Here is a 22,201-nt window from a genome sequence, read left to right on the forward strand (position 1 = left end):
ATGTATCCTTTAATTCGAAACAGAAGACTTCGCGCTTCAGAATCCATTCGGAGGCTGGTCAGGGAAACCATAATCACTCCTGACGACTTTTTGGTGCCTCTTTTTATCGTGGAAGGTAAAGGCATTAAGGAAGAAATTCCTTCGATGCCCAACTATTATCGCATGAGCTTGGACCTTGTGGAAAAGGAGGTTAAAGAGCTGTGGGAAATGGGGTTATGCGCGGTATTACTTTTTGTAAAAGTTCCGGATGAGCTTAAGGACAATAAAGGTTCGGAAGCTATAAATCCCAATGGTTTGATGCAACGGGCCATAAAAACGGTCAAGACCGCGTGTCCTGAAATGCTTGTTATGACTGATGTGGCCCTCGATCCTTTTTCATCCTATGGTCATGACGGAATCGTGGCCGACGGACAGATTCTCAATGATGAAACTTCAGAGATATTGGCCAAAATGAGCGTATCCCACGCCCAAGCAGGGGCTGATTTTGTTGCCCCCAGTGATATGATGGACGGTAGAATTCTGACCATTCGTGAAGCCTTGGAAGATGAAGGTTTTCAAAACACCGGCATCATGAGTTATTCTGCAAAATATGCCAGTGCTTATTATGGGCCATTTCGAGATGCTTTGGATTCTGCCCCGGTGGATATCAAAAATATTCCAAAGGATAAAAAGACCTATCAAATGGATTCTGCAAATCGATTTGAGGCTATTCGTGAAACCCAAATGGATGTGGATGAAGGGGCGGATATCGTTATGGTGAAACCCGGTTTGCCCTATTTGGACATTGTTCGCGAAATCAAAAATGAGGTCGACGTGCCTGTGGCCGTATATCAAGTATCCGGTGAATACGCCATGCTTAAGGCAGCAGCTGAAAGAGGTTGGTTGGACCATGATGCTGTCATGATGGAGCAACTTCTGGCCATAAAAAGAGCAGGCGCCAATGTCATTGCAAGTTATTTTGCCAAAGATGTCGTAAAACTGTTAAGTTGATTCATAAAAAATATCCCTACTTTTAAATCAACCAAAACGTTATGGGAATTCTCCTTTTTTACGCTTTCATTTCCATTTTTTTCTCATTTCTCTGTTCCATTTTGGAGGCAGTGCTATTGAGCATTACACCAACATTTATTAATGTCAAAAAACAAGAAGGTAAAGAATACGCGGCTCAATTGGAATCCCTAAAAAAGGATGTCGATAAGCCGCTCATAGCCATTCTTACCCTTAATACCATTGCCCATACCGTCGGTGCCATTTTGGTGGGGGTTCAAGCCAAGGTAACTTATGCGGAGCTTTACGGAACGCAAACTCTGTTCGGATTGGAATTCACGGAAGATTTAATGGTAGGTGTGGTGTCAACCATTATGACCATTCTTATTCTGGTCGCTTCGGAAATCATTCCAAAAACCATTGGGGCCACCTACTGGAAACAACTGGCCAACTTCACGGCGAAAGCTTTGAACATCATGGTGTTTATACTAAAATGGACAGGTTTGCTTTGGATATTGCAATTGTTCACCCGATTGATCGGTAAAAAAGGGCATCATGGCAGTGTTTTGAGCCGGGAAGACTTTACGGCCATGACAGAAATCGCACATGAAGAAGGGGTTTTTCAAGAATCTGAGTCCAAAGTCATCAAAAACCTTTTGAAGTTTGATGAAATATTGGCCAAAGATGTCATGACGCCCCGTACCGTTATGAAAATTGCTTCGGAAGAAACCACAATCCAATCCTTTTTTGAGGAAAACCGTCCCTTGCGCTTCTCAAGAATTCCGCTTTATAAGGAACGGACGGACAATATCACTGGGTTTTTTCTAAAGGACGAACTTTTGGAAGCCATCATCAACAAGAAAGGAAAAGAGCCTCTCAACACCATCAAGCGTGAAATTTTGGTGACCAATCGAACCAAACCAATTCCCGAGCTGTTCGAAAAGTTTGTTAAGCAAAGAGAGCATGTTTCCCTAGTGGTCGATGAGTACGGTTCGGTCAGTGGGCTGGTGACCATGGAAGATGTAATTGAAACTTTGCTAGGATTGGAAATTATGGACGAAAGTGATAACGTAGAAGACCTTCAAGTACTAGCTCGTAAGACCTGGGAAGCCCGCGCCAAACGTCTTGGAATTATTGAAGAAAAAGATGAATTGGAATAATGGATATTGCTTATTTACAGACACCTATAGGCATTGCCGAGTTTAAAGGTGATGAAAATGGGTTATCTAAAATATCAGTTTTAGACACCAATATACCTATCGGAATAATTCCAGAAACTTTAATAGAGCCTATTCATCAGTTTAAAGAATACTTTGAGGGAAAACGGCAGGATTTTGACTTAAAACTCAATCCTTCAGGTACCGAATTCCAGCAAAAAGTCTGGGAAGCCCTTGTTAAGATTCCATATGGAAAAACAGTATCCTATTTGGAACTTTCCAAAAGATTGGGCGACCCAAAAGCGATACGCGCCGTAGCGGCCGCGAATGGTAAAAACCCTTTGTGGATTGTGGTTCCCTGCCATAGGGTAATTGGTAGCAATGGTGATTTAATTGGCTATGCTGGAGGACTACACAGAAAGAAATGGCTGTTGGAACACGAAAGTCCCGCTCCACAGCAATCGTTGTTCTAATTCCGAACAAAATAGGTAGGGAAAAAAGACAAGGGAACATCCGCCAATAAATCGCCATTTACCGAAGCTTGAATCACTCCGCCCTGGGCTTCATTATCCAATATGGCATATCCTATTAGAAAAACATTACTCAACGGATCATACACCTGAGTGGTAATGGTCAAGTTAGCTCCTACCTCTTGCTCCACTTCTTCAACTATGGAAAACATATCAAGGATATTAATCTCCTTTGTACTCAAATTGTATACTGCCGGACCTTCCGAAAATCTTGAAGGCTGTGGGTAATCGACATTAAAATACAACACATCTCCTGCAAGAATTACATCATTGACCGCGCCAGGTGAAAATCCGAGATTAATGTCCATCGGCACACTATTGATGAAAAGCAGATCGTCAGCCCCGTAGGTGTCCAATGAGGTGTCCAACTGGTTTTTTACAACGGCCAATTCCCCCGCATCCGTAATGAAGAAGCTTATTGGCGTTGTGTTAAAATCAAGTATGGGACCTACTGCCATAACCTCAGTATCATAAAAGGTTAATTTATAGTTACCCATACTATCCGTAAAGGAGATGTAAACTTTTCCATCGAATAACAAGGGGGTAAAGGTAGCAGTGATATTAAAGTCAATGGTAAAGTCTGTACTTTCCGACCCTTGTAGTTCAAAGTCTTGAAGCGCCAGGTTACGAGCTCCATTCGGACCAAAGTATCCAAAAAATACCGCATCCTCATCATTGATACCCCAAGCAATCGATCGTTCTAGGGTGTTCAAGTAAAAATCTTCATAAAGTGTGGTCTGCCCCGTATTTACGTTTTTCAGGGATAAAGAAAAAAAACCATCCTCAAAGGAGTAGAAGGAAAGCACATCATCTTTTTGACGAAGTGTTAAGTAATCCGAGGGTACATTTAATTCTTCAGTTAGATCAATGGAAGAGCCGTTTCCCACAGTAGCGCTATACGTAAACTGATATACCTTATCTAGGTCTTCCCCTACAACCATAAAGTCAACTCCTTGCCCTGAAGTGGGGGTCAAAGGTTGTTCGACGGGCTCAAATTCAGAGGAACATGCAGCAAGGCCCAAAATAAGGGCCAATCCTATCCAATTTTTCGATTTCATAGCTTTTTATCAATTACAAGATACGATTTATTGATTCATACCTATCATTTATCAGTCAAATTAGTATTTTCCCGCATGATCGAAAAACTACTTTTAGAAAACATCCTATTCCTTGATATTGAGACGGTTCCCCTTGAAAAGGAGTTTTCAGAACTGGATGCCAATACTCAAATGTTGTGGGAACAAAAATCCCAATACCAGCGAAAGGACGAAATATCCGCTGAGGATTTTTATGATAGGGCTGGGATATGGGCCGAATTTGGAAAGATTATTTGTATTTCCGTTGGTTATTTCAACATAGGGGAGAATTTCAAAAGCTTTCGGGTAACTTCTTATTCTGGGAACGAGATTACCTTGTTGAAACAATTCAGAAAGCTGATGATCGAGCATTTTAGTCAACCCAAACATCTTCTCTGTGCCCATAATGGTAAAGAATTCGACTTTCCCTACATCGCTAGGCGAATGGTCATCAACGGCATCACTTTACCCTACAAACTTGATCTCTTTGGAAAAAAACCATGGGAAGTTCCGCATTTGGATACCATGGAACTCTGGAAGTTTGGAGACTATAAACATTATACCTCACTAAAACTTCTTGCCAATGTTTTGGGAATTCCTTCCCCAAAGGAAGATATGGATGGCAGTATGGTGAAAGATGTCTATTACGAGGAAAATGATTTAGATCGCATTGTCTCTTATTGCGAACTCGATGTGGTTACCACCGCACAAGTATTTCTTCGTTTGAGAAACGACGAATTACTATCCGAAGACGAGATTAGAAAAATTTAATGGAATCTTGGTAAACCTCAACTTTTTATCTATTCAATAAATTCCATTGGAAACTACTCACTCTAATTTTGCGAGCAATCGGGGCCTAATCTAGTTTTTATAAAACTTGCTGCTTTTTATTCCTGCATAATCCTGAACCACTAAAATATACAATCCAGATGCCAGGTCCGCGACATTGATTTTCTCGGTCGCGCTCCCTTGTTTGGCCACAAATCCAGAAGAGGTCACCACGGAATAAACTGCATCATTAGACAAAGCCGCATCAACCGTAATATAGTTTGTGGCGGGATTGGGATAAACACTAATCTCCAAAGGCTCATCAAAAGAAAAGGTTTCATACCCTATAACTTCAGTATCCCTGCCGTTAAACCAAAACTGGTATTCATCCGAAAAATCAGATACTTTGTTTTCCGTACAAATGGAGCGAATTCGCACCTGATATTCGGTGTCCATTTCAAGTTCCTCCAATGTAAGATTGTTTTCATAAACGTACTCAATTTCCCAAGAGGCAGCGCCTGAAGCTTTGTACTGCACTTCAAAAAGGGTGTCTTCGCTTTCAGCCCAACCCAACATGGCACTTTCTTCATCGAAGGAGGTCAGTTCAATTCTGTCAGGGACTTCCGTGCTACAATTTGAAACTTGAACCCCGCTCACCGCCAAGGCGACATCCTGAATGCCATTTTTTAACTGTCCTTTATGCGTAATGACTATGGTATAGTTTCCTTTTGCATTTTCAATTTCAATCCGCTCATATGGGTCAACTAAGTTGTCTCCTTTGGTTGCCGCATCGTTTGCTCGGTTTGGGTTTAATTTCCAGGGAAGGTAAGCTGTTCCGTCTTTAAAGATCCGGATGTCCAAATCATTCACCAGTGCCCTTGTCGTGCTATTCAATTCCCCTCTATTCACATACTCACCTTCCGGATCGGTCCAAGAAATGGAAGCCATCAAAGGCAAATCTCCTGAAGCCTTAAACTCATAGATCAATGTATCTCCCTGAGACAATCTGGTCTCTTCCATATAGGTCCGGTAGTCCTTGTCCTGTAAAACCTCGGCGGCTCGTTTGGTATTGATCACGCCCCACCCCATTTTGTAATCTGGACCCTTGCTCCCAACATCATCGGCCGTATGCAAAACCAACCCTTTTAAGGTTGCTGCCTTCATATAATTGCCGAACAGCTCACTGTGGTATTGCTGAAGCAACAAGAGCGATCCGGTAACTCCTGGGGCGGCCATGGAAGTTCCCACGGAAGTTTCGTAGCTCGAATTGCTTTTGGAAGAGGTGGAAAGCACTGTAGATCCATCTCCCGCCAAATCAGGCTTTATTCTACCGTCATCCACAGGCCCTAAACTGCTGTAGGTGGTAACACTTGCCTCCTTTAGTTCCCCTCGATTGTCAATTTTGGTGTTTGCACCGGCAATGGTGAGTGCATTCTTGCTTGTGGTAAAGCCCAGTAAAAGGTCGAAACCGTCCGCTGTTTTGCCAAAGATTGGAGCTTCATTGTCAAATGATTTTTGCGCGTTTCCTGCCGCCGATACCATTAAATAGTACGGGGCGTTGTACATAATCTTATCCCAATCCTGTGAAACTCTAATGTAGGCGCCAAAGTACCAATCCGGTACCCGGTCTGATTTAATACCATAGGAATGGTTACTCAGCAAAAGTCCCGCTGCTGCTGCTTGAGCTACCTCTATCTTGTCGCGGGTCCAATCGTGGGTAAAGGCTTCCGCTCCAAAGGCAACTCCTTTAGCCTTTGGTTTCATTCCAGAAGATATTATGGTTCCGGTTACTAAAGTTGCGTGGGAACTAACCGATTCCGATTGATCCCCATTGAAGGCACGCACATCGAATTCTTGATGACTTTCCAAGGCGGTTCCGGCATCCCAAACCCCAACTTGCATCCCTGTTCCATTCAAACCCAATTCTAATGCTCCATTTGTGTATAAAGAATTCGCTCTGGAAACCTCGCTCGATGGTGAATTTAGGGTTGCATAAAAAAGTGGGGTGCCATCATCTCCGACATCATTTAGTTCCACAAAAGTTCCATCAGAAGTTTTTTCTACTTGTTTCCAGCCTTTGCCCGCTAGTAGCTTTTTCATTTGAGTGTCTTTCGAAAGCTGTTCTTTTTCAAACTGGAAAATCAAGGAACGAAGTTGCTCTTTGTTATATGATTTTTGAATCTGATTTCGCTCATTCTTGGATTGTCCAATGACGGAAACAACACAAAAAAAGCAGGTCATTGCGAGGAAAAAAAGCCTAATTGCCGAAATAGGTTTTTTGCAGTCCATGATGTTGGTTAAGTAAGATTTAGACTACAAATCTATTTTATGACCTGTGCTCTATCGACAAAAACCTCCTTTATTTCGATGAACTGCAAGGGTTTTTTAGATGAGCTGTTGTGAAAGTGGAATTTTTTGTGGTATGTAGTATTTTTCTTTCTTTCAATTTTCCTTTAATACCACATAAACCGGAAAATGATCGCTATAACCTCCCAGATATTTTCTTCCCACATAGGTTCTATAGGGGTTCCCTTTATACCTACCTTTCCATTCCTTAAGGAAGCGAGGGGCAAAGATTTTTGCTTTCTTAAAGCTATGGGTGCCTTCTTCAAAATTCAGAAAGCTATGGCTCAACAGAATTTGGTCAAACAGGCTCCATTCGCCCCTGTAATTCGCGCTGCCTGAACCAGGAGATAACAAAGATTGCATCGGATTAATGAACTTTCCTGTTTCCATAAGCCGTTGAATGCTCTTGGACTTGGGGTCATCATTGAAATCCCCCATAATTATGTAATTGTTCCCGGTTACAGACAGTACCTCCAACTTATCAATAATGGTTTCAGCAGCCTTTATTCTTTTATGCTCCGTTTCTTCAGAGCCAGCACGGCGTGAAGGCCAGTGATTCACAAAAACGTGTATCTCTTCCTCATGCAATTTTCCATGTACATATAAGATATCACGGGTCAAGTCACGCTCACCATTTTCTGAGTTCACCCAAAGGGGAATGGTCTCAGACGCTATAACCTCAAAATGGTCTGCATGATAAATCAGGGCTGTATCAATGCCGCGTTCGTCCGGCGAATCGAAATGCACATAGCGGTACTTAATGTCCTTAAGCGCTTTTGTAGACAATAACTTATCAATGGCTTCCTTGTTCTCGATTTCTGCAATGCCCACTAAAACTGGTGGCAAGGCAGTATCGTCTTCCCCAATACGGGCAATGGTCCTGCCCAACTTTTTGGCCTTCTTCCGAAACTTTGTTTCACTCCAATTTTTTACACCTTCCTTAGTAAAGTCATCGTCCAAAGTGTATGGATCATTCTTAGTGTCAAAAAAATTTTCGAGATTATAAAAGGCTACGGTGAATTGATCTTCAGTTTTGCTCAAGGAATTTATTCTTATTGATGTGCTGGTTACACAACCCAAAATACGAAAATCCACTACCAAAACATTATGTAGATTTGCACTTTAGATTCATTTCATGCTTGAAAAGAAGGCCATCGCCTACGAAAAGGCGGTACTTATTGGGGTCATCAACCAGAACCAAAACGAAGAGAAAGTCAAGGAGTACTTGGACGAGTTGGAATTCCTGACCTACACCGCTGGAGGTGAGGTTTGTAAACGTTTTGTGCAACGCGTTGAGGTGCCCAATCCCAAGACCTATATTGGTAGTGGAAAGATGGAAGAAGTGGAAAAGTTTGTCAAATCGAACGAAATAGGTTCGGTTATTTTTGATGACGAACTTTCACCAGCACAGCAAAACAATATCGAGAAATTGCTTAAGTGCAAAATTTTGGACAGAACCAGTCTGATTCTTGACATCTTCGCACAGCGTGCTCAAACCAGTTATGCACGAACCCAAGTGGAGCTTGCACAGTATGAATACCTATTGCCTCGACTTACTGGACTATGGACCCACTTGGAACGACAGCGCGGGGGTATCGGTATGCGAGGACCAGGGGAAACTGAAATTGAAACAGATAGACGGATTGTACGTGATCGTATTGCCCTTTTAAAAAAGAAGCTTACCAAAATTGACCGGCAAATGGAAACCCAGCGTGGTAATCGGGGAGCCTTGGTTCGTGTGGCTTTGGTGGGTTATACCAATGTGGGTAAATCCACTCTGATGAATGTAATTAGCAAAAGCGAGGTGTTTGCCGAGAACAAACTCTTTGCCACCTTGGATACCACGGTGCGCAAGGTGGTTATTGGTAATCTTCCTTTCCTATTAAGTGATACGGTAGGGTTTATTCGCAAGTTGCCCACCCAATTGGTTGAAAGTTTTAAGAGCACCTTGGATGAAGTACGGGAAGCTGACCTTCTTCTTCATGTGGTTGATATATCACATCCCAATTTTGAAGAACACATTGCCTCGGTAAATCAAATTCTGGATGAAATTGGCAGTTCAGACAAAAAGACCATAATGGTCTTCAATAAGATTGATCAATATCACCCGGACATAATTCCCGAAGATGATTTGACAACCGAACGCACTTCTTCCCATTTTACGATGGAAGAATGGAAGAAAACTTGGTTTAATAAAATTGGGGATAGGGCACTTTTTATTTCGGCCTTAAATAAGGAAAACCTGGACGAATTTAGAAAACGGGTCTATAAAGAAGTAAGAGATATTCACGTAACCCGGTTCCCATATAACAACTTTTTGTATCCAGAGCATTTGGATGAGTACCACTCCTAATTTGGACAAGCGGTTTAGTTTATCGACGAAATACAACTGTCTTTCTTTCCCACCACAACTTTCGCTGTGTTCACAACAAAAATTTAAGGCCAAACCACAGAAAAAGTATTTTCATACTGTTTTTAAGTGTTAGTGTTACTGCAGGTCTTCCATAAGCTTAACCTACTTAGACCATGGTATAAAAAATGCTTAAAATTTTAATTCGCCCCAAATAAAAAAACCCTCATTTCGAGGGCTTTTTTTATTTTATGTCCAGCCTATTTAGAAGGAATAACTCAACCCTAAGGTCCAATACGTTTGTAACTCATTATCAATGGAATCAAATGTTGCTGTGGGGTCTGGGGTAGGCGCCAAGTTTCGAACATAATTCAAGGTTTCCTGCTTGTTGCTTCGCAAGCCAAAATCAAATCCGACCCCGATTACCTTCCATAAGGTATATGCAAAGGAATTGGTCCAGGTCCAATTGCTCAAATCCCCATCTTCATAACTCTGAAACATGGATAAGTTGCTTTTAAAACTGACCGCTCCCAATTTTTTGGTGTAGTCGGCCACAATCTTTGCACCGGCCGAGGATTGAAATATGGTATCCTCGCTACTAAAAACAAAATTGTAGTTCAGTGGATGTATTACCACAACAAGATCGGTGATAGGGGTCCAAGTAGCCCCTACACCCAAGTCCAAATAGCCCGGGTCATTAAAGTTGCTCAACAAGGTTGTTCGATATTCCATCAAGCCCGAAATTGCAAATTTTTCACTGAGCTTTCTTCCGTACAAAGACGAAATATTGAAGACATCCGTGGCCTCCCGGAAACTGTCGTCATCCGTTGGGTCATCTTCATCATCCAATTTTACCCAAGTCAAGTTTACATTGGCCGCGTTGCGCCAAAAGAATTTTTCCTGCTGCAGATTGGCATAAGCGTTTACCGTGAATCCAATGTTTCCTGAAGAGTTGTTCGGAATACCCTGGGCAAACCAATTATTGAAATTTGACAGACTTCCGCCTATGGTTCCAAAAGCTCCAATTTTCCACCCGGGAAGGGCATCAAGCTGTTTTTGCAACGGGTCTACCCGCCCTTGAATGGCAGCAATGGAATCTTTTTTCTCGGCAATTTGGGATTTCAATTCTTCGGCTGTCTGAGCACCGGCAACTGTAACCAATAAAATAGCGGCTACAGATAAAAGTAGTTTTTTCATAGTATGGAGTTTAATGCTTAGAACCCCAAAAGTAAAAAATGTCACATTGAATGTGACATTTTACCTACGTTTATATAGGGGTACGGCCGAACAGGCCTCTCCATACATCACACTTTTGGCAACAGTCTGAATTTTGGAAATGGCGAAAATATAGGCATTCTCTGGAACAGGTTTGTTGGAGCAGCCTTTAATAATAACAGGTTTGTCTTTGAATTCCTCCAAGTCAACATTTTCAAGCTTTTCTTGGTAAAGGGAAGTTTCCAGGTCCACTAAATTCCCCACCACTATTTTTTTCGCAAAGGGGACTAACTTGGATGTCACTAACATAAAGGCCCAGCCCGGTACAATGGCTTCAGAAGAACAAGTAAGCGCTACATAGGCATCTTGGTAGGTTGACCAATCGTGAGCATCCAAATACGCTCTGAATTCCTTCTCCCTTAAGATGAAACCTTCGTGCAGCCAGTCCTTGATATCTAACAATACCCTATCTCCTTCGACATAGAGTTCTTCTAAATCGAAGGTGATCAACTTGCTTTGGGCAACTCGGTTTACAATTTCTTTTTCCATCTTTAGTCTATAAAAACCTTAGAGCATTCCCAGCTCCAGTTTGGCCTCTTCACTCATCAATTCTTGGGTCCAAGGGGGGTCGAAAGTAATCTCTACTTCCACATCTTTAAGTTCGTCAAGCGATTTCACCTTTTCTTCTACCTCAACCGGAAGCGTTTCTGCCACCGGGCAGTTGGGTGATGTTAGGGTCATTAGTATCTTCACGTCGTAGTCTTCGTTGACGAACACGTCATAAATCAAACCCAACTCATAAATATCCACAGGAATTTCAGGGTCGTATATGGTCTTAAGGACCCTTACGATTTTTTCTCCCAGTTCTTGTGTATCTATCGTAATTTCTTCGCTCATAGCTTTTAATTTAATTGGGTTTGGTAAGCCACGGCATATAGCTTTAATTGCTTGATCATGCTTACCAGTCCGTTGGCCCTTGTGGGTGATAAATGCTCCTTTAGACCTATTTCATCAATGAAGTCGGTATTGGCATCAATGATTTCTTGCGGTTTTTGGTTGCTAAAGGCCCGTATCAAAATAGCAATGATTCCTTTTGTAATAATGGCATCACTATCTGCTGTAAAAACCAACTTGTCATCTTCCAATTCTGCATGTACCCAAACTTTGCTTTGACACCCTTTAATAATGTTGTCCTCCGTTTTATATGATTCATCAATCAAGGGAAGTGATTTTCCAAGTTCGATCATGTATTCATAACGTTGCATCCAATCATCAAACATCGAAAACTCATCAACAATTTCCTCTTGTATCTCTGCTATGGTCATTTGTGAATTTTGTTCAAAAGTACGATTCGCTCTTGTTTGAATCAATGTTTTAAGAGAAAGATAACTTCTCTCTACACCAACATATTTTTTGCTCGTTTTACCCCCTCCACCAAGCTATCCACCTCTTCTTTGGTATTGTAAAAACTGAAACTGGCACGAACTGTTCCTGGAATTTGATAAAAGTCCATAATGGGTTGTGCACAATGATGCCCTGTTCGCACGGCAATGCCCAATTTATCCAATATGGTTCCGATATCATACGGATGTATGCCTTCGATATTGAAGGAAATCACAGAAGTTTTTTTTGCTGCAGTTCCGTAAATCCTCAGGCCTTCAATAACCAAAAGTTTTTCCGTTGCATAGTGAAGTAGTTCCTCCTCGTAGTGCGCAATCTCATCAAAACCAATACCATTCATATAATCCAAAGCGGCTCCAAAAGCAATTCCTCCACAGATGTTGGGCGTACCCGCTTCAAACTTATGCGGTAAATCGGCATAGGTAGTCTTTTCAAAAGTCACCTCTGCAATCATTTCACCTCCACCTTGATAAGGCGGAAGTTTCTTTAGCCACTCCTCCTTCCCATAGAGCATGCCAACACCCGTGGGTCCACATACCTTATGTGCAGAAATAGTATAAAAATCTACATCCAGTGCCTGTAAATCGGCCCTAATGTGAGGTGCGGCTTGAGCCCCGTCAATCAATACCGCGGCTCCCACTTTATGTGCGGCTTCAATAATTTCTTCAATGGGGTTGATGGTCCCCAAGGCATTTGAAATATGATTGCAGAATACAAGCTTGGTCCTTTCGGTAAGAAGTTTATGGTACTCCTCCATGATCAACTCTCCCTCTTGATTCATGGGAATAACTTTCAATGTTCCACCCGTTCGCTCGCACAGCATTTGCCAGGGAACAATGTTCGAATGATGTTCCATGGCCGATACCAAAACCTCATCCCCTTTTTTCAAAAATGAAGAAAATCCATTGGCCACCAAATTGATACTATGGGTGGTTCCAGAAGTGAAAATCACCTCATGGGACTTGGCAATATTAAAGTGCTCCTGTATTTTTTTTCGTGCTGCTTCATACGCATCCGTAGCCTCCTGCGAAAGCGCATGTACCCCGCGGTGAATGTTGGCATTATAGTTTTGATAATAATCCACAATTACATCAATAACCTGCCGTGGAGTCTGAGAAGTAGCGGCATTATCCAAGTATACCAAAGGCTTCCCATTGACCTCTCTTTGAAGAATGGGAAAGTCTTTTCGGATGGTCGCTACGTCAAGTGTTGCCTGTATCATACTATGGATTTGTACTTGGGCGGAAAACCGTCCTAAGATTAAAGATCAAATCCTAACCGAACACCAAGTTTATTGGCTATCAGTTTGTTGATTCTTGATTTTAACTCGGGAATTCGAACGCTTTCCAAAACGTTATTGGCAAAGGCATACATCAACAGTGCACTGGCTTCTTTCTTTGGAATACCTCTGGACTGCAAATAGAACATAGCTTCCTCATCCAATTGGCCCACGGTGCATCCGTGTGAACATTTTACGTCATCCGCAAAGATTTCCAGCTGTGGTTTGGTGTTAACAGTCGCCCTGTCACTGATCAAAACATTATTGTTTTGCTGAAAGGCATTGGTTTTCTGCGCAATCTTGTCCACAATAATCTTTCCATTGAACACTCCTGTGGATTGCTCTCCGAATATTCCTTTGTAGTCTTGGTGACTTTCACAATTGGGTTGAGCGTGGTGCACTAAAGTATGATGGTCCACATGTTGCTTCTCTCCCAAGATGGTCACCCCTTTTAGGGTAGAATCAATACGTTCTCCATTTTGATAGAAATTGAGATTGTTGCGGGTTAATTTTCCGCCAAAAGAGAAGGTATGCACCCGAACTACGCTATTGTCTTTTTGTGAAATATAGGTGTTGTCAATCAGCGAAGCTGTGTTTGCATCGTTTTGTACTTTATAATAGTCCACGATAGCATCTTTCGCTGCAAAAATTTCCGTTACCGAATTGGTCAACACCTCATTTCCAGTCAAACTCTGATGACGCTCAATGACCTGTAGTTCTGCATTTTCCTCTGCAATCACCAAGTTTCTGGGTTGCAATAGTAAAGCAGACTCATTCCCAGTCGCCAAATGCAAAATTTGAATGGGCTTTTTGGGCATTTTATTCTTGGGAATATAAATGTAAGCGCCCTCTTTGCTAAAAGCTGTATTCAAAGTGGTCAAGGATTCATCCTTGGAAGCTGCTTTGTTGAAATACACATCGATTACCTGACGATATTGTGGTTTGGTCAGGGCTGAGCTCATCAAACAAACATCAACTCCGTCGTGGGTAGTCTCAGAAAGGTAAGAGCTATACACCCCATCAATAAATACAATCTTATAAGTGTCTATTTCATGAATGAAATATTTCTTGATGTCCTTGTACTCCAAGGTGCTTTCCGTCTTCGGAAAGATACTGAAGTCAACTTTCTGCAAGCTGTTCAAGGAAGTATACTTCCAAGCCTCTTCCCGCTTTGAGGGAAACCCTTTGGTCTCAAAATTCTTGATGGCCTCTGAGCGAACCTCATGAACTGGATTGTCCAGGTCGATGTTGTTCTCGAAGGCCAAAAAGGAAGAAAGTAGTTTATCTTTTAAATCCATCTTGTTCTACTATAAAACGGCTTCTTGCTTAATCCAATCGTATCCTTTTTCCTCAAGTTCCAATGCCAACTCCTTTGTTCCTGATTTCACAATCTTTCCATCATGGAGCACGTGTACGTAATCTGGCACGATATATTCCAACAACCTTTGGTAGTGTGTAATCACGATAATGGCATTGTCTTTTCCGCGAAGCTTGTTGACGCCGTTGGCCACAATGCGAAGCGCATCAATGTCCAATCCGGAATCGGTTTCATCCAAAATGGCCAGTTTTGGTTCCATCATGGCCATTTGAAAAATTTCGTTTCGTTTTTTCTCCCCACCAGAAAAACCTTCGTTCAAGGATCGGGACAAGAATTTGCGGTCAATCTCCAACAATTCCGATTTTTCACGAATCAGTTTTAGCATCTGATTGGCAGGCATATCTTCCAACCCTCTTGCTTTTCTTGATTCATTGATGGCCGTTTTCATAAAGTTGGTCACAGAAACTCCGGGAATCTCAACAGGGTACTGGAACGACATAAATATACCTTTGTGTGCCCTCTCCTCCGGTGCCAATTCTTCCAAGTCCTCGCCTTCCAAGGAAATCGTTCCTTTTTTAATTTCGAACTCTTCTTTTCCAGCAATTACTGAAGCCAAGGTACTTTTCCCTGAACCATTGGGACCCATAATGGCATGGACTTCTCCGGCGTTTACCTGAAGGTTGATTCCTTTGAGGATTTTCTTGTCCTCAACACTGGCATGTAAATCTTTTATTTCTAACATCGTACTCACTTTCGTTATTTCAAATAGTTGGGAACTCTTGGAAACTTATCAAAGTCTTCCTTGGAGTGCTGTAAATAAACTTTCGCATTTTTTTCAAGAGCAAAGGCTTCAAACGCATCCATACTTGCTTGGGTTTGGGCCACATCACTATTGAAAATGGGAATTCTTCTAAACTCTCGATTCTCGGAGAAATGATATAAATCTCCAGAGAGCAACAAGGGTCCATGTTCGGGTAAATCAAGAAAAAGTACTTGATGCCCTGGGGTATGGCCAGGCATAAACTTCATTACTACAGCGCCATCACCAAAAACGTCATAGTCCCCCTTTATTTTTTTGATATTGGTCAATCCCTTAATGGAGTTGTACATCTCAGGATTTGATTCTTGAACTTTCTTGCTGGTCACAAAATCATATTCCAGTTCTTGTACCAACCATGTGGAACCAGAAAAAGCATTGGCATGTCCAACATGATCAAAATGGGTATGTGACATAGAGAGATAATCAATATCATCAACGCTCATTCCTATGCTTGCCAATTGGTTGAGCACAGAGTCTTTTCGTGAAACCGTGAATGCCCCGCTAGGGTCTGTGTAGGGTTCTTCCATGCCCACCAAAGATTCTGGAAGGCCTGCATCCCACATTAAATCACCTTTTGGATGGCGAATTACATAAAAAGCATCAGCAAACTCCTTGCTTAGTCCTGTATACGTAGTGTCTTGTGAAAAAAGATTTAACTGGTTTACCTGCACAGTGCCCCCATTAAAAACGTATAGCTTTATTTGTGGCTTTTCTGCCACAACTTTCAAGGTATCAGCTTGCGCCGTTTCTTTCTTCTGCTCCTTGCAGGCGAAGGTTGAAAGTATAATAGTAAAGAGTAGCAGTTTTTTCATTTTCCAATTTCTCCTAGTCAAACGAATTATCCTACAGAACCTTCAAGGCTGATTTCCAATAACTTTTGTGCTTCAACTGCAAATTCCATAGGAAGCTTGTTCAATACTTCCTTACTAAACCCATTGACAATAAGGGCAATGGCTTTTTCGGTATCGATCCCTCTTTGGTTGCAGTAGAAAATTTGGTCTTCCCCAATTTTACTGGTAGTGGCCTCATGCTCTATTTGTGCCGACTTATTTTTGGTTTCGATATAGGGAAAAGTATGCGCGCCACAATTGTTCCCCATCAACAAGGAATCACATTGTGAAAAATTACGGGCATTCTCTGCTCTGCTATTCACCTGTACCAATCCACGATAGCTGTTTTGTGACTGGCCGGCCGAAATGCCTTTGGAGATAATAGTGCTTTTTGTATTCTTCCCCAAGTGAATCATTTTGGTGCCCGTATCCGCTTGTTGAAAATTATTGGTAACCGCAATGGAGTAGAATTCTCCAATGGAATTATCCCCTTTCAGCACGCAGGAAGGATATTTCCATGTTACGGCAGAACCTGTTTCTACTTGTGTCCAAGAAATTTTTGAGTTCTTTTCGCAAAGTCCTCGCTTGGTCACAAAATTAAAAACCCCACCTTTTCCTTCTTTGTCTCCAGGAAACCAATTTTGAACCGTAGAGTATTTAATTTCAGCATCATCTAGTGCAATCAATTCCACCACTGCGGCGTGTAATTGATTTTCATCTCTTGAGGGCGCCGTACATCCTTCCAAGTAACTTACGTAACTGCCTTCGTCTGCTATGACCAAGGTTCTTTCAAACTGTCCCGTGCCGGCTTGGTTAATACGGAAATAAGTAGAAAGTTCCATGGGACATCGTACTCCCTTAGGGATATAACAGAAAGACCCATCCGAAAATACCGCTGAATTGAGTGCAGCGTAAAAGTTGTCTTTTCTAGGAACTACGGTGCCAATATATTTTTTGATTAACTCTGGGTGCTCTTGTATTGCTTCGGAAATCGAGCAGAAAATAATGCCTTTTTCTGCCAGGGTTTTTTTGAAGGTCGTCGCTACCGAAACCGAATCCATAACAATATCGACGGCCACCCCAGCTAACTTCTTTTGCTCGTCAAGGGAAATACCCAACTTCTTGAAGGTTTCCAATAGCTCTGGATCTACCTCATCCAAGCTGTTGTACTTGGGCTTACTATTTGGGGCCGAGTAATATGAAATATCCTGAAAGTCCGGCTTTTGATAGGTTACATTTGCCCATTCCGGTTCTTCCATTTCCTTCCAGACCCGAAAAGCTTCCAAACGCCATTCGGTCATCCATTCAGGCTCCTCTTTTTTCTTGGAAATCGCAATAACGATATCCTCGTTCAACCCTTTGGGTAGGGTATCAGACTTAATATCCGTATAGAAACCGTACTCGTATTCTTTGGTTTCCAGTTCTTTTTTTAATTCCTCTTCTGTGTAAGCCATGTTTTCTTGTTAGTCAATTGACACTTCAATCAACGCTTAGAGTGAAAAACTCTCACCGCATCCACAAGTGCGTTGTGCATTGGGATTGTTGAACACAAACCCTTTTCCGTTTAAACCTCCTGAATATTCCAAGATCGTCCCCACCAAATACAAAAAGCTCTTCTTGTCCACAAGAATTCGAACTTGGTTATCTTCAAAAAGCTTGTCAGCCTCTCCAGCCGACTTATCAAACTTTAATTCGTAGGATAATCCACTGCATCCACCACTTTTTACACCAACCCGAACAAAATCGGTATCGGCGTCAAAGCCTTCTTCAGTCATCAACGACACAACTTTTTGTTTAGCGGTCTCAGAAACTTTGATCATTTTTACTTGGATTTATTCTAAATAGTGCACAAATATAGGTTATTAGTGGGGTTTTACCACATATCCTAACATTATAATAACGTATCGATTGATAAGGTTTTTCTATGAACAGAAAGAAGTTTTGTTTAACGATTTATAATTTACGCCAAACGGCAGGTGTTTGTAGGCCTAGAAATCCCCTTACTTGATTTTGATGAGCATTAGATCAATCATTCCTATTGATGGAATGTTGGCAATATCGGTACTGGCAGTTTCCCCAACAAGCAACAAACTGCCATCTATACTTTCGACCACATCAAAACCAAAATCGAGGCCAGAACCCCCAAAGTTTTGTTGGTATTCCAAGTTACCGGAAGCGTCAGTTTTAATGACCCAAAGATCATTTTCTCCAAGGTTTTGTGTCAAATTTCCATCAACGCTTTTCGAATTTCCAGCAATGACAAAACCACCATCCAATGTTGTTTTCACGCTTTGGGCAGCATCGAATGCCGTTCCTCCATATGTTTTTTCCCAAACCAAATTTCCTTGGTCATCTACCTTGATCAACCAAACATCAGATTCCCCATTGTTCTTTGAGATATCAATGTCTACACTAAAGGTGTTCCCGACAATAACATAAGCGCCATCCTCAGTTTTGGTAATATCAAAGGCTTTATCGATTCCTGTTCCCCCAAAGGAGCGCTCCCAAACCAACTCCCCTTTTGGACTTACCTTCACCACCCAAAAATCATAGCTGCCTTTAGCATTGGAAATATCAAAATCATCACTTTCTGAAGCCCCTGTGAGTACCAAACTCCCATCATTGGCTTCAACAACCCCATAGGAGCGGTCGTTGTTGGTGCCACCGAAGTATCTTCGCCATACCAATTCCCCATTGGCATCTAGCTTGGTGCCCCAGAATTCCCCAACACCATGTTGGGTCAAATAGTTTCCCTTGCCCGTATTTCCTTCACCGCCCGATGAGGTCACGTCCAAAAAACCTGAAAAGAAAAATCCGCCATCAGCTGTTTGCACAACATCGTAGGAATGATCGTGCCCAGAAAATCCAAAACTTTTCTCCCAAAGTATGGCCCCGTTGGCATCCAATCGCAATATCCAATTGTCGTGAAACCCTTCATTATTGCTTCCATCACCATCATCACTCATGGCATAGCCCACAATGGCATAACCGCCATCGATGGTCTGGATCACCGACTGTCCCCTATCATCTTTGCTTCCCCCATAGGTTTTGCTCCACTGCAAGTTTCCATCGGTATCCAACTTAAGCAACCAATAATCATTTACGGTTGTAGTTTTTCCTATCAAATCTCCATCGGCACTATTGCTATAGCCCAAAATCGCATATCCACCATCCGAGGTTGAAGTAACCGATTGGGCGGTATCATCCCCTGATCCGCCATAGGTTTTCATCCAATCCACTTCTCCAAGGAACGACACAGCGGAGGGTGGGTCGCTCGAACTATCATCGTTGGAACACGAGAAACCAAGTATGATCACTAAAAGGGCAAATGTCCTTTTTATCGCATTCATTTAATTGGATTTTTGAATTACAAAGAATCCGGAATTGACATCACTGACAATAATCTTCCCACTTTCGAAATAGGGATACACGCTCCAAACCCCATTGAATGATGGTGTATTATTTTGGGGATACGTATCAAAGAAAGCTTCTTCGGTAATATTTTGATTGTCGATATCGGAAATATCCAAAATACGGACCCCTGCCGTATAGTTGGCCAGAAAAAATTGGTCACCCAAAACATACCCATTGTGATCTATGGCAGTTGTGGGTCCTAAATAGGTCATGTGCAAAACGGGATTGTCCAAATCGGTAAAATCAAAAACCAAAGTTCTTGAGCTGAAACCAAAATTGGTTTCATCCAATTCGTCTCCTAAAATAAAATAGCGTTGGTCATCTGTGAACCACCCTTGATGGGTGTACCCAATTCTATCGTAAGTAAGGGTCTCAATTTCAGCAGGGCTGTTCTTATCTGTAATATCCACAATGGCAATCTGGTCCTCGTTGGCTCCTACAAAAATTTCCCTTCCTGTATAATCTGCATCTGGTCCATTGTAGGTAATCACTTGTGCGTCGTGGCTATAGCCATTGGCGCCATAACCTCCTGCAAGAACCGGTGTTGACGGGGTTTGAATATCTATAAAATGTACTCCACCGGAGAAGGCATCGTTGCGTGCGGTTCCCACGGGATAGGCAAAGCCTGTAGCTTCATTGATGACCACATTGTGTGCATTTCCAATTCCAGTGTACCGCGCATCCGCGGTAAAAACTTGGGGCGGATCACTTACATTTCTTAGTCTTTTGAGGTCAAAAACCTGCATGCCGTGATTGGTAGCTTCGGCCACAATAAAGGCGAAGTCTCCATACACCTTAACATCGCGCCATGGGCTTGCATTGGTAGCTGTTAAAAGTTTTCCCAAATAGATGGGATTTTCCGTATCGGTGATATCTACAAAAGCGGTTCCGTTGTCCAAGCCAATCAGTGCATACTCCCGATTGGTGGTCGTATCTGTCCATCCCCAAATATCATTCGCAGATGACGCCCCAAAGGCACTTAACTGCATTTGCACTAAAAGGTCATACCCATTGCAGGCGTAGATATCGGAAGAACCACCTTCGCAAGCGGTGAATGTCAAGTTAACGGTGCCATCCCCAATATTTGGATCGTTGTCTCCTTGGGGAGGATTTGAGTTAGGATTCATAGTTTGGTTTTGGTCAGCTGAATCATCGGATGAACAGGCAATAAACCAAAAACAAGCTATAAGAGCTAAAGGGAAAATCAGCTTTTTCAATGCAATTTCATGTTTACTTAAAGATACAACTTAAAATTATCCTAGTTATTTTTGCCGAATGTTAGAAAACAAGAATCCACAACGAACCTCATTGGAAAAAATGGGAGAGTTCGGTCTGATTAAACACCTTACCCAAAATTTTGAATTGGTCCAGCCTTCTTCTTTGAAAGGCATTGGCGATGATGCAGCGGTGATGGATTTTAAAGAGGATAAAACCGTGGTATCAACGGATCTTCTTGTTGAAGGGGTTCATTTTGATTTGGGTTATATGCCCCTCAAACACTTGGGTTATAAATCGGTAATAGTGAATCTGTCCGACATCTACGCCATGAACGCAGTGGCCACGCAAGTCACGGTGAGCATTGCGGTTTCCAATCGATTCGGTCTTGAGGCCTTGGAGGAGTTTTATGACGGAGTTCGAACGGCCTGCAAGTTATACCAAGTGGATTTGATTGGTGGGGATACCACCTCTTCCAATAAAGGTATGCTCATCAGCGTTACGGCCATTGGCACAGCCAAGGAAGAAGAACTCGTTTATCGAAGTGGTGCCAAACCCAATGATTTGCTTGTGGTTTCTGGAGATTTGGGCGGGGCCTATTTGGGACTACAGGTTTTAGAAAGGGAAAAGGAAGTCTTTAAGGTGAATCCCAACAACCAACCTGATTTGGAACCATATTCCTATATCGTGGAAAGGCAATTGAAGCCAGAAGCGCGAAAAGACATCTTAGAGATTTTGAATAAACTAGAGGTAAAACCTACTTCCATGATTGATATCAGTGATGGTCTTTCTTCAGAAATTCTGCATCTGTGTGAACAGAGTGAGGTGGGATGCAATTTGTTTGAAGACAAAATTCCACTAGATCCTACGGTAATTTCTACTTCAGAGGAATTCAAAATGGATTCCACTATGATTGCTTTGGGCGGGGGTGAGGATTATGAGTTGTTGTTTACGATTGACCAAGCAGATTTTGATAAGATCAAGGGTAATCCAAACCTGACTGTGATTGGCCACATGACAGACAAAAAGGAAGGAGCTCATCTCATTACAAGAGCAAATACAAAGATTCAATTAAAAGCTCAGGGCTGGAACTCTTTTTCAGAAGAGTAGGTACAAAAAATCCCGAAAACCAAGGGCATTTCCTCACTAGACGGTCTTGGGGCACATGACTGCAGCTAGGGCGCCTTCTTAATCTCCGGGAATAAATCCGAAGTACTAAATGAACGTTAGAATGGAATTATGCTACGTGCTGCACTGTCCTGTTCTTTCTTTTTTGATACATATCTCCCAAAGTATTGTTGATTTCCTGCATTTGAGGAGTCAATACGGAAAGCTTGCCACTAACATCGGTAGTAACCTGCTTCTGACAATGAAGACACTTGTATTCTTTAATATGTTGCGTGACTTTTTTGGACACTACATAATGGTGACCAAACAAGTTGCAGAAGAAAGAAGAAAATTTGTTGCCATGGTGTTGGGTAGTGGTTTTTTTCAT

Annotated in this window: 22 protein-coding genes; 6 read left to right on the top strand and 16 right to left on the bottom strand. The window is 42.1% G+C overall.

Going from position 1 to position 22,201, the window contains the following annotated elements:
• Genes hemB through EW142_RS12285 form a run of 3 tightly spaced genes read left to right on the top strand, consistent with a single transcriptional unit; the run spans position 1 to position 2,617 of the window.
• A complete protein-coding gene (gene hemB / locus EW142_RS12275; protein ID WP_130614252.1) occupies positions 1-990 on the top strand; it encodes a porphobilinogen synthase in 990 nt (329 codons plus the stop codon).
• A 41-nt stretch (positions 991-1,031) separates the two neighbouring features.
• On the top strand, positions 1,032-2,147 hold the full coding sequence (locus EW142_RS12280) for a CNNM domain-containing protein (protein WP_130614254.1): 1,116 nt from the start codon (positions 1,032-1,034) through the stop codon (positions 2,145-2,147).
• Positions 2,147-2,617, top strand: coding sequence for a methylated-DNA--[protein]-cysteine S-methyltransferase (locus EW142_RS12285; protein ID WP_130614255.1), 471 nt, complete (start codon positions 2,147-2,149; stop codon positions 2,615-2,617). The genes EW142_RS12280 and EW142_RS12285 overlap by 1 nt, the downstream gene beginning before the upstream one ends.
• On the opposite strand, the gene EW142_RS12290 is transcribed toward EW142_RS12285, so the two are convergent.
• Positions 2,614-3,732 carry a hypothetical protein gene (locus tag EW142_RS12290; RefSeq protein ID WP_130614257.1) on the bottom strand — a complete coding sequence of 373 codons (1,119 nt, stop codon included), beginning with the start codon at positions 3,730-3,732 and terminating at the stop codon, positions 2,614-2,616. The genes EW142_RS12285 and EW142_RS12290 overlap by 4 nt on opposite strands.
• 75 nt (positions 3,733-3,807) lie before the next feature.
• Between EW142_RS12290 and EW142_RS12295 the strand changes: the two genes are divergently transcribed.
• A complete protein-coding gene (locus tag EW142_RS12295) occupies positions 3,808-4,521 on the top strand; it encodes a 3'-5' exonuclease (protein ID WP_130614259.1) in 714 nt (237 codons plus the stop codon).
• A 90-nt stretch (positions 4,522-4,611) separates the two neighbouring features.
• Here EW142_RS12295 and EW142_RS12300 read toward each other — a convergent pair whose 3' ends face one another.
• The gene (locus EW142_RS12300) at positions 4,612-6,618 is read right to left on the bottom strand and encodes a S8 family serine peptidase (RefSeq protein ID WP_240740210.1); all 2,007 of its coding nucleotides are present in this window, start codon (positions 6,616-6,618) and stop codon (positions 4,612-4,614) included.
• Positions 6,619-6,960: 342 nt separating this feature from the next.
• A complete protein-coding gene (locus EW142_RS12305) occupies positions 6,961-7,905 on the bottom strand; it encodes an endonuclease/exonuclease/phosphatase family protein (RefSeq protein WP_240740211.1) in 945 nt (314 codons plus the stop codon).
• Positions 7,906-7,999: 94 nt separating this feature from the next.
• On the opposite strand from EW142_RS12305, the gene hflX reads away from it, so the two are divergent.
• Positions 8,000-9,217 (top strand): GTPase HflX, encoded by a 1,218-nt coding sequence (gene hflX, locus EW142_RS12310; RefSeq protein ID WP_130614263.1) that lies wholly within the window; start codon positions 8,000-8,002, stop codon positions 9,215-9,217.
• 261 nt (positions 9,218-9,478) lie between these two features.
• On the opposite strand, the gene EW142_RS12315 is transcribed toward hflX, so the two are convergent.
• The 12 genes from EW142_RS12315 to EW142_RS12370 form a co-directional block, all read right to left on the bottom strand.
• Positions 9,479-10,411: a DUF3078 domain-containing protein gene (locus tag EW142_RS12315; RefSeq protein WP_130614265.1), complete on the bottom strand. Its 933-nt coding sequence runs from the start codon at positions 10,409-10,411 to the stop codon at positions 9,479-9,481.
• 60 nt (positions 10,412-10,471) lie between these two features.
• Positions 10,472-10,978 (bottom strand): DUF2480 family protein, encoded by a 507-nt coding sequence (locus EW142_RS12320; RefSeq protein ID WP_130614267.1) that lies wholly within the window; start codon positions 10,976-10,978, stop codon positions 10,472-10,474.
• Positions 10,979-10,996: 18 nt separating this feature from the next.
• Positions 10,997-11,326, bottom strand: coding sequence for a DUF59 domain-containing protein (locus EW142_RS12325; RefSeq protein WP_130614268.1), 330 nt, complete (start codon positions 11,324-11,326; stop codon positions 10,997-10,999).
• 5 nt (positions 11,327-11,331) lie between these two features.
• Positions 11,332-11,754: a SufE family protein gene (locus EW142_RS12330; protein WP_130614270.1), complete on the bottom strand. Its 423-nt coding sequence runs from the start codon at positions 11,752-11,754 to the stop codon at positions 11,332-11,334.
• A 71-nt stretch (positions 11,755-11,825) separates the two neighbouring features.
• Positions 11,826-13,052 carry an aminotransferase class V-fold PLP-dependent enzyme gene (locus EW142_RS12335; RefSeq protein ID WP_130614272.1) on the bottom strand — a complete coding sequence of 409 codons (1,227 nt, stop codon included), beginning with the start codon at positions 13,050-13,052 and terminating at the stop codon, positions 11,826-11,828.
• A 38-nt stretch (positions 13,053-13,090) separates the two neighbouring features.
• A complete protein-coding gene (gene sufD / locus EW142_RS12340; protein WP_130614274.1) occupies positions 13,091-14,407 on the bottom strand; it encodes a Fe-S cluster assembly protein SufD in 1,317 nt (438 codons plus the stop codon).
• A 9-nt stretch (positions 14,408-14,416) separates the two neighbouring features.
• Entirely contained in the window at positions 14,417-15,169 is a 753-nt protein-coding gene (gene sufC / locus EW142_RS12345) for a Fe-S cluster assembly ATPase SufC (RefSeq protein WP_130614276.1), read from the bottom strand.
• A gap of 14 nt (positions 15,170-15,183) precedes the next feature.
• The gene (locus tag EW142_RS12350) at positions 15,184-16,059 is read right to left on the bottom strand and encodes an N-acyl homoserine lactonase family protein (protein WP_130614278.1); all 876 of its coding nucleotides are present in this window, start codon (positions 16,057-16,059) and stop codon (positions 15,184-15,186) included.
• 26 nt (positions 16,060-16,085) lie between these two features.
• Positions 16,086-17,531, bottom strand: a complete 1,446-nt coding sequence (gene sufB / locus EW142_RS12355; RefSeq protein WP_130614280.1) for a Fe-S cluster assembly protein SufB — start codon at positions 17,529-17,531, stop codon at positions 16,086-16,088.
• Between the two features lie 36 nt (positions 17,532-17,567).
• Entirely contained in the window at positions 17,568-17,897 is a 330-nt protein-coding gene (locus tag EW142_RS12360) for a HesB/IscA family protein (protein WP_130614282.1), read from the bottom strand.
• A 180-nt stretch (positions 17,898-18,077) separates the two neighbouring features.
• On the bottom strand, positions 18,078-19,427 hold the full coding sequence (locus EW142_RS12365; RefSeq protein WP_130614284.1) for a hypothetical protein: 1,350 nt from the start codon (positions 19,425-19,427) through the stop codon (positions 18,078-18,080).
• Positions 19,428-20,618 (bottom strand): choice-of-anchor B family protein, encoded by a 1,191-nt coding sequence (locus tag EW142_RS12370; protein ID WP_130614286.1) that lies wholly within the window; start codon positions 20,616-20,618, stop codon positions 19,428-19,430. It lies immediately after the preceding gene.
• 148 nt (positions 20,619-20,766) lie between these two features.
• Here EW142_RS12370 and thiL point away from each other — a divergent pair, with 148 nt between their 5' ends.
• Positions 20,767-21,816, top strand: coding sequence for a thiamine-phosphate kinase (gene thiL, locus EW142_RS12375; protein WP_130614288.1), 1,050 nt, complete (start codon positions 20,767-20,769; stop codon positions 21,814-21,816).
• A 127-nt stretch (positions 21,817-21,943) separates the two neighbouring features.
• Here thiL and EW142_RS12380 read toward each other — a convergent pair whose 3' ends face one another.
• The gene (locus EW142_RS12380; RefSeq protein ID WP_130614290.1) at positions 21,944-22,201 is read right to left on the bottom strand and encodes a hypothetical protein; all 258 of its coding nucleotides are present in this window, start codon (positions 22,199-22,201) and stop codon (positions 21,944-21,946) included.

This window comes from Flagellimonas allohymeniacidonis (assembly GCF_004296335.1).
GTDB lineage: Bacteria > Bacteroidota > Bacteroidia > Flavobacteriales > Flavobacteriaceae > Flagellimonas > Flagellimonas allohymeniacidonis.

Excerpts from the sequence above, each read along its gene's own strand:
- hemB (WP_130614252.1), top strand. The coding sequence starts at position 1 with ATGTATCCTTTAATTCGAAACAGAAGACTTCGCGCTTCAGAATCCATT.
- EW142_RS12280 (WP_130614254.1), top strand. The coding sequence starts at position 1,032 with ATGGGAATTCTCCTTTTTTACGCTTTCATTTCCATTTTTTTCTCATTT.
- EW142_RS12285 (WP_130614255.1), top strand. The coding sequence starts at position 2,147 with ATGGATATTGCTTATTTACAGACACCTATAGGCATTGCCGAGTTTAAA.
- EW142_RS12290 (WP_130614257.1), bottom strand. The coding sequence starts at position 3,732 with ATGAAATCGAAAAATTGGATAGGATTGGCCCTTATTTTGGGCCTTGCT.
- EW142_RS12295 (WP_130614259.1), top strand. The coding sequence starts at position 3,808 with ATGATCGAAAAACTACTTTTAGAAAACATCCTATTCCTTGATATTGAG.
- EW142_RS12300 (WP_240740210.1), bottom strand. The coding sequence starts at position 6,618 with ATGAAAAAGCTACTAGCGGGCAAAGGCTGGAAACAAGTAGAAAAAACT.
- hflX (WP_130614263.1), top strand. The coding sequence starts at position 8,000 with ATGCTTGAAAAGAAGGCCATCGCCTACGAAAAGGCGGTACTTATTGGG.
- EW142_RS12315 (WP_130614265.1), bottom strand. The coding sequence starts at position 10,411 with ATGAAAAAACTACTTTTATCTGTAGCCGCTATTTTATTGGTTACAGTT.
- EW142_RS12320 (WP_130614267.1), bottom strand. The coding sequence starts at position 10,978 with ATGGAAAAAGAAATTGTAAACCGAGTTGCCCAAAGCAAGTTGATCACC.
- EW142_RS12325 (WP_130614268.1), bottom strand. The coding sequence starts at position 11,326 with ATGAGCGAAGAAATTACGATAGATACACAAGAACTGGGAGAAAAAATC.
- EW142_RS12330 (WP_130614270.1), bottom strand. The coding sequence starts at position 11,754 with ATGACCATAGCAGAGATACAAGAGGAAATTGTTGATGAGTTTTCGATG.
- EW142_RS12335 (WP_130614272.1), bottom strand. The coding sequence starts at position 13,052 with ATGATACAGGCAACACTTGACGTAGCGACCATCCGAAAAGACTTTCCC.
- sufD (WP_130614274.1), bottom strand. The coding sequence starts at position 14,407 with ATGGATTTAAAAGATAAACTACTTTCTTCCTTTTTGGCCTTCGAGAAC.
- sufC (WP_130614276.1), bottom strand. The coding sequence starts at position 15,169 with ATGTTAGAAATAAAAGATTTACATGCCAGTGTTGAGGACAAGAAAATC.
- EW142_RS12350 (WP_130614278.1), bottom strand. The coding sequence starts at position 16,059 with ATGAAAAAACTGCTACTCTTTACTATTATACTTTCAACCTTCGCCTGC.
- sufB (WP_130614280.1), bottom strand. The coding sequence starts at position 17,531 with ATGGCTTACACAGAAGAGGAATTAAAAAAAGAACTGGAAACCAAAGAA.
- EW142_RS12360 (WP_130614282.1), bottom strand. The coding sequence starts at position 17,897 with ATGATCAAAGTTTCTGAGACCGCTAAACAAAAAGTTGTGTCGTTGATG.
- EW142_RS12365 (WP_130614284.1), bottom strand. The coding sequence starts at position 19,427 with ATGAATGCGATAAAAAGGACATTTGCCCTTTTAGTGATCATACTTGGT.
- EW142_RS12370 (WP_130614286.1), bottom strand. The coding sequence starts at position 20,618 with ATGAATCCTAACTCAAATCCTCCCCAAGGAGACAACGATCCAAATATT.
- thiL (WP_130614288.1), top strand. The coding sequence starts at position 20,767 with ATGTTAGAAAACAAGAATCCACAACGAACCTCATTGGAAAAAATGGGA.
- EW142_RS12380 (WP_130614290.1), bottom strand. The coding sequence starts at position 22,201 with ATGAAAAAAACCACTACCCAACACCATGGCAACAAATTTTCTTCTTTC.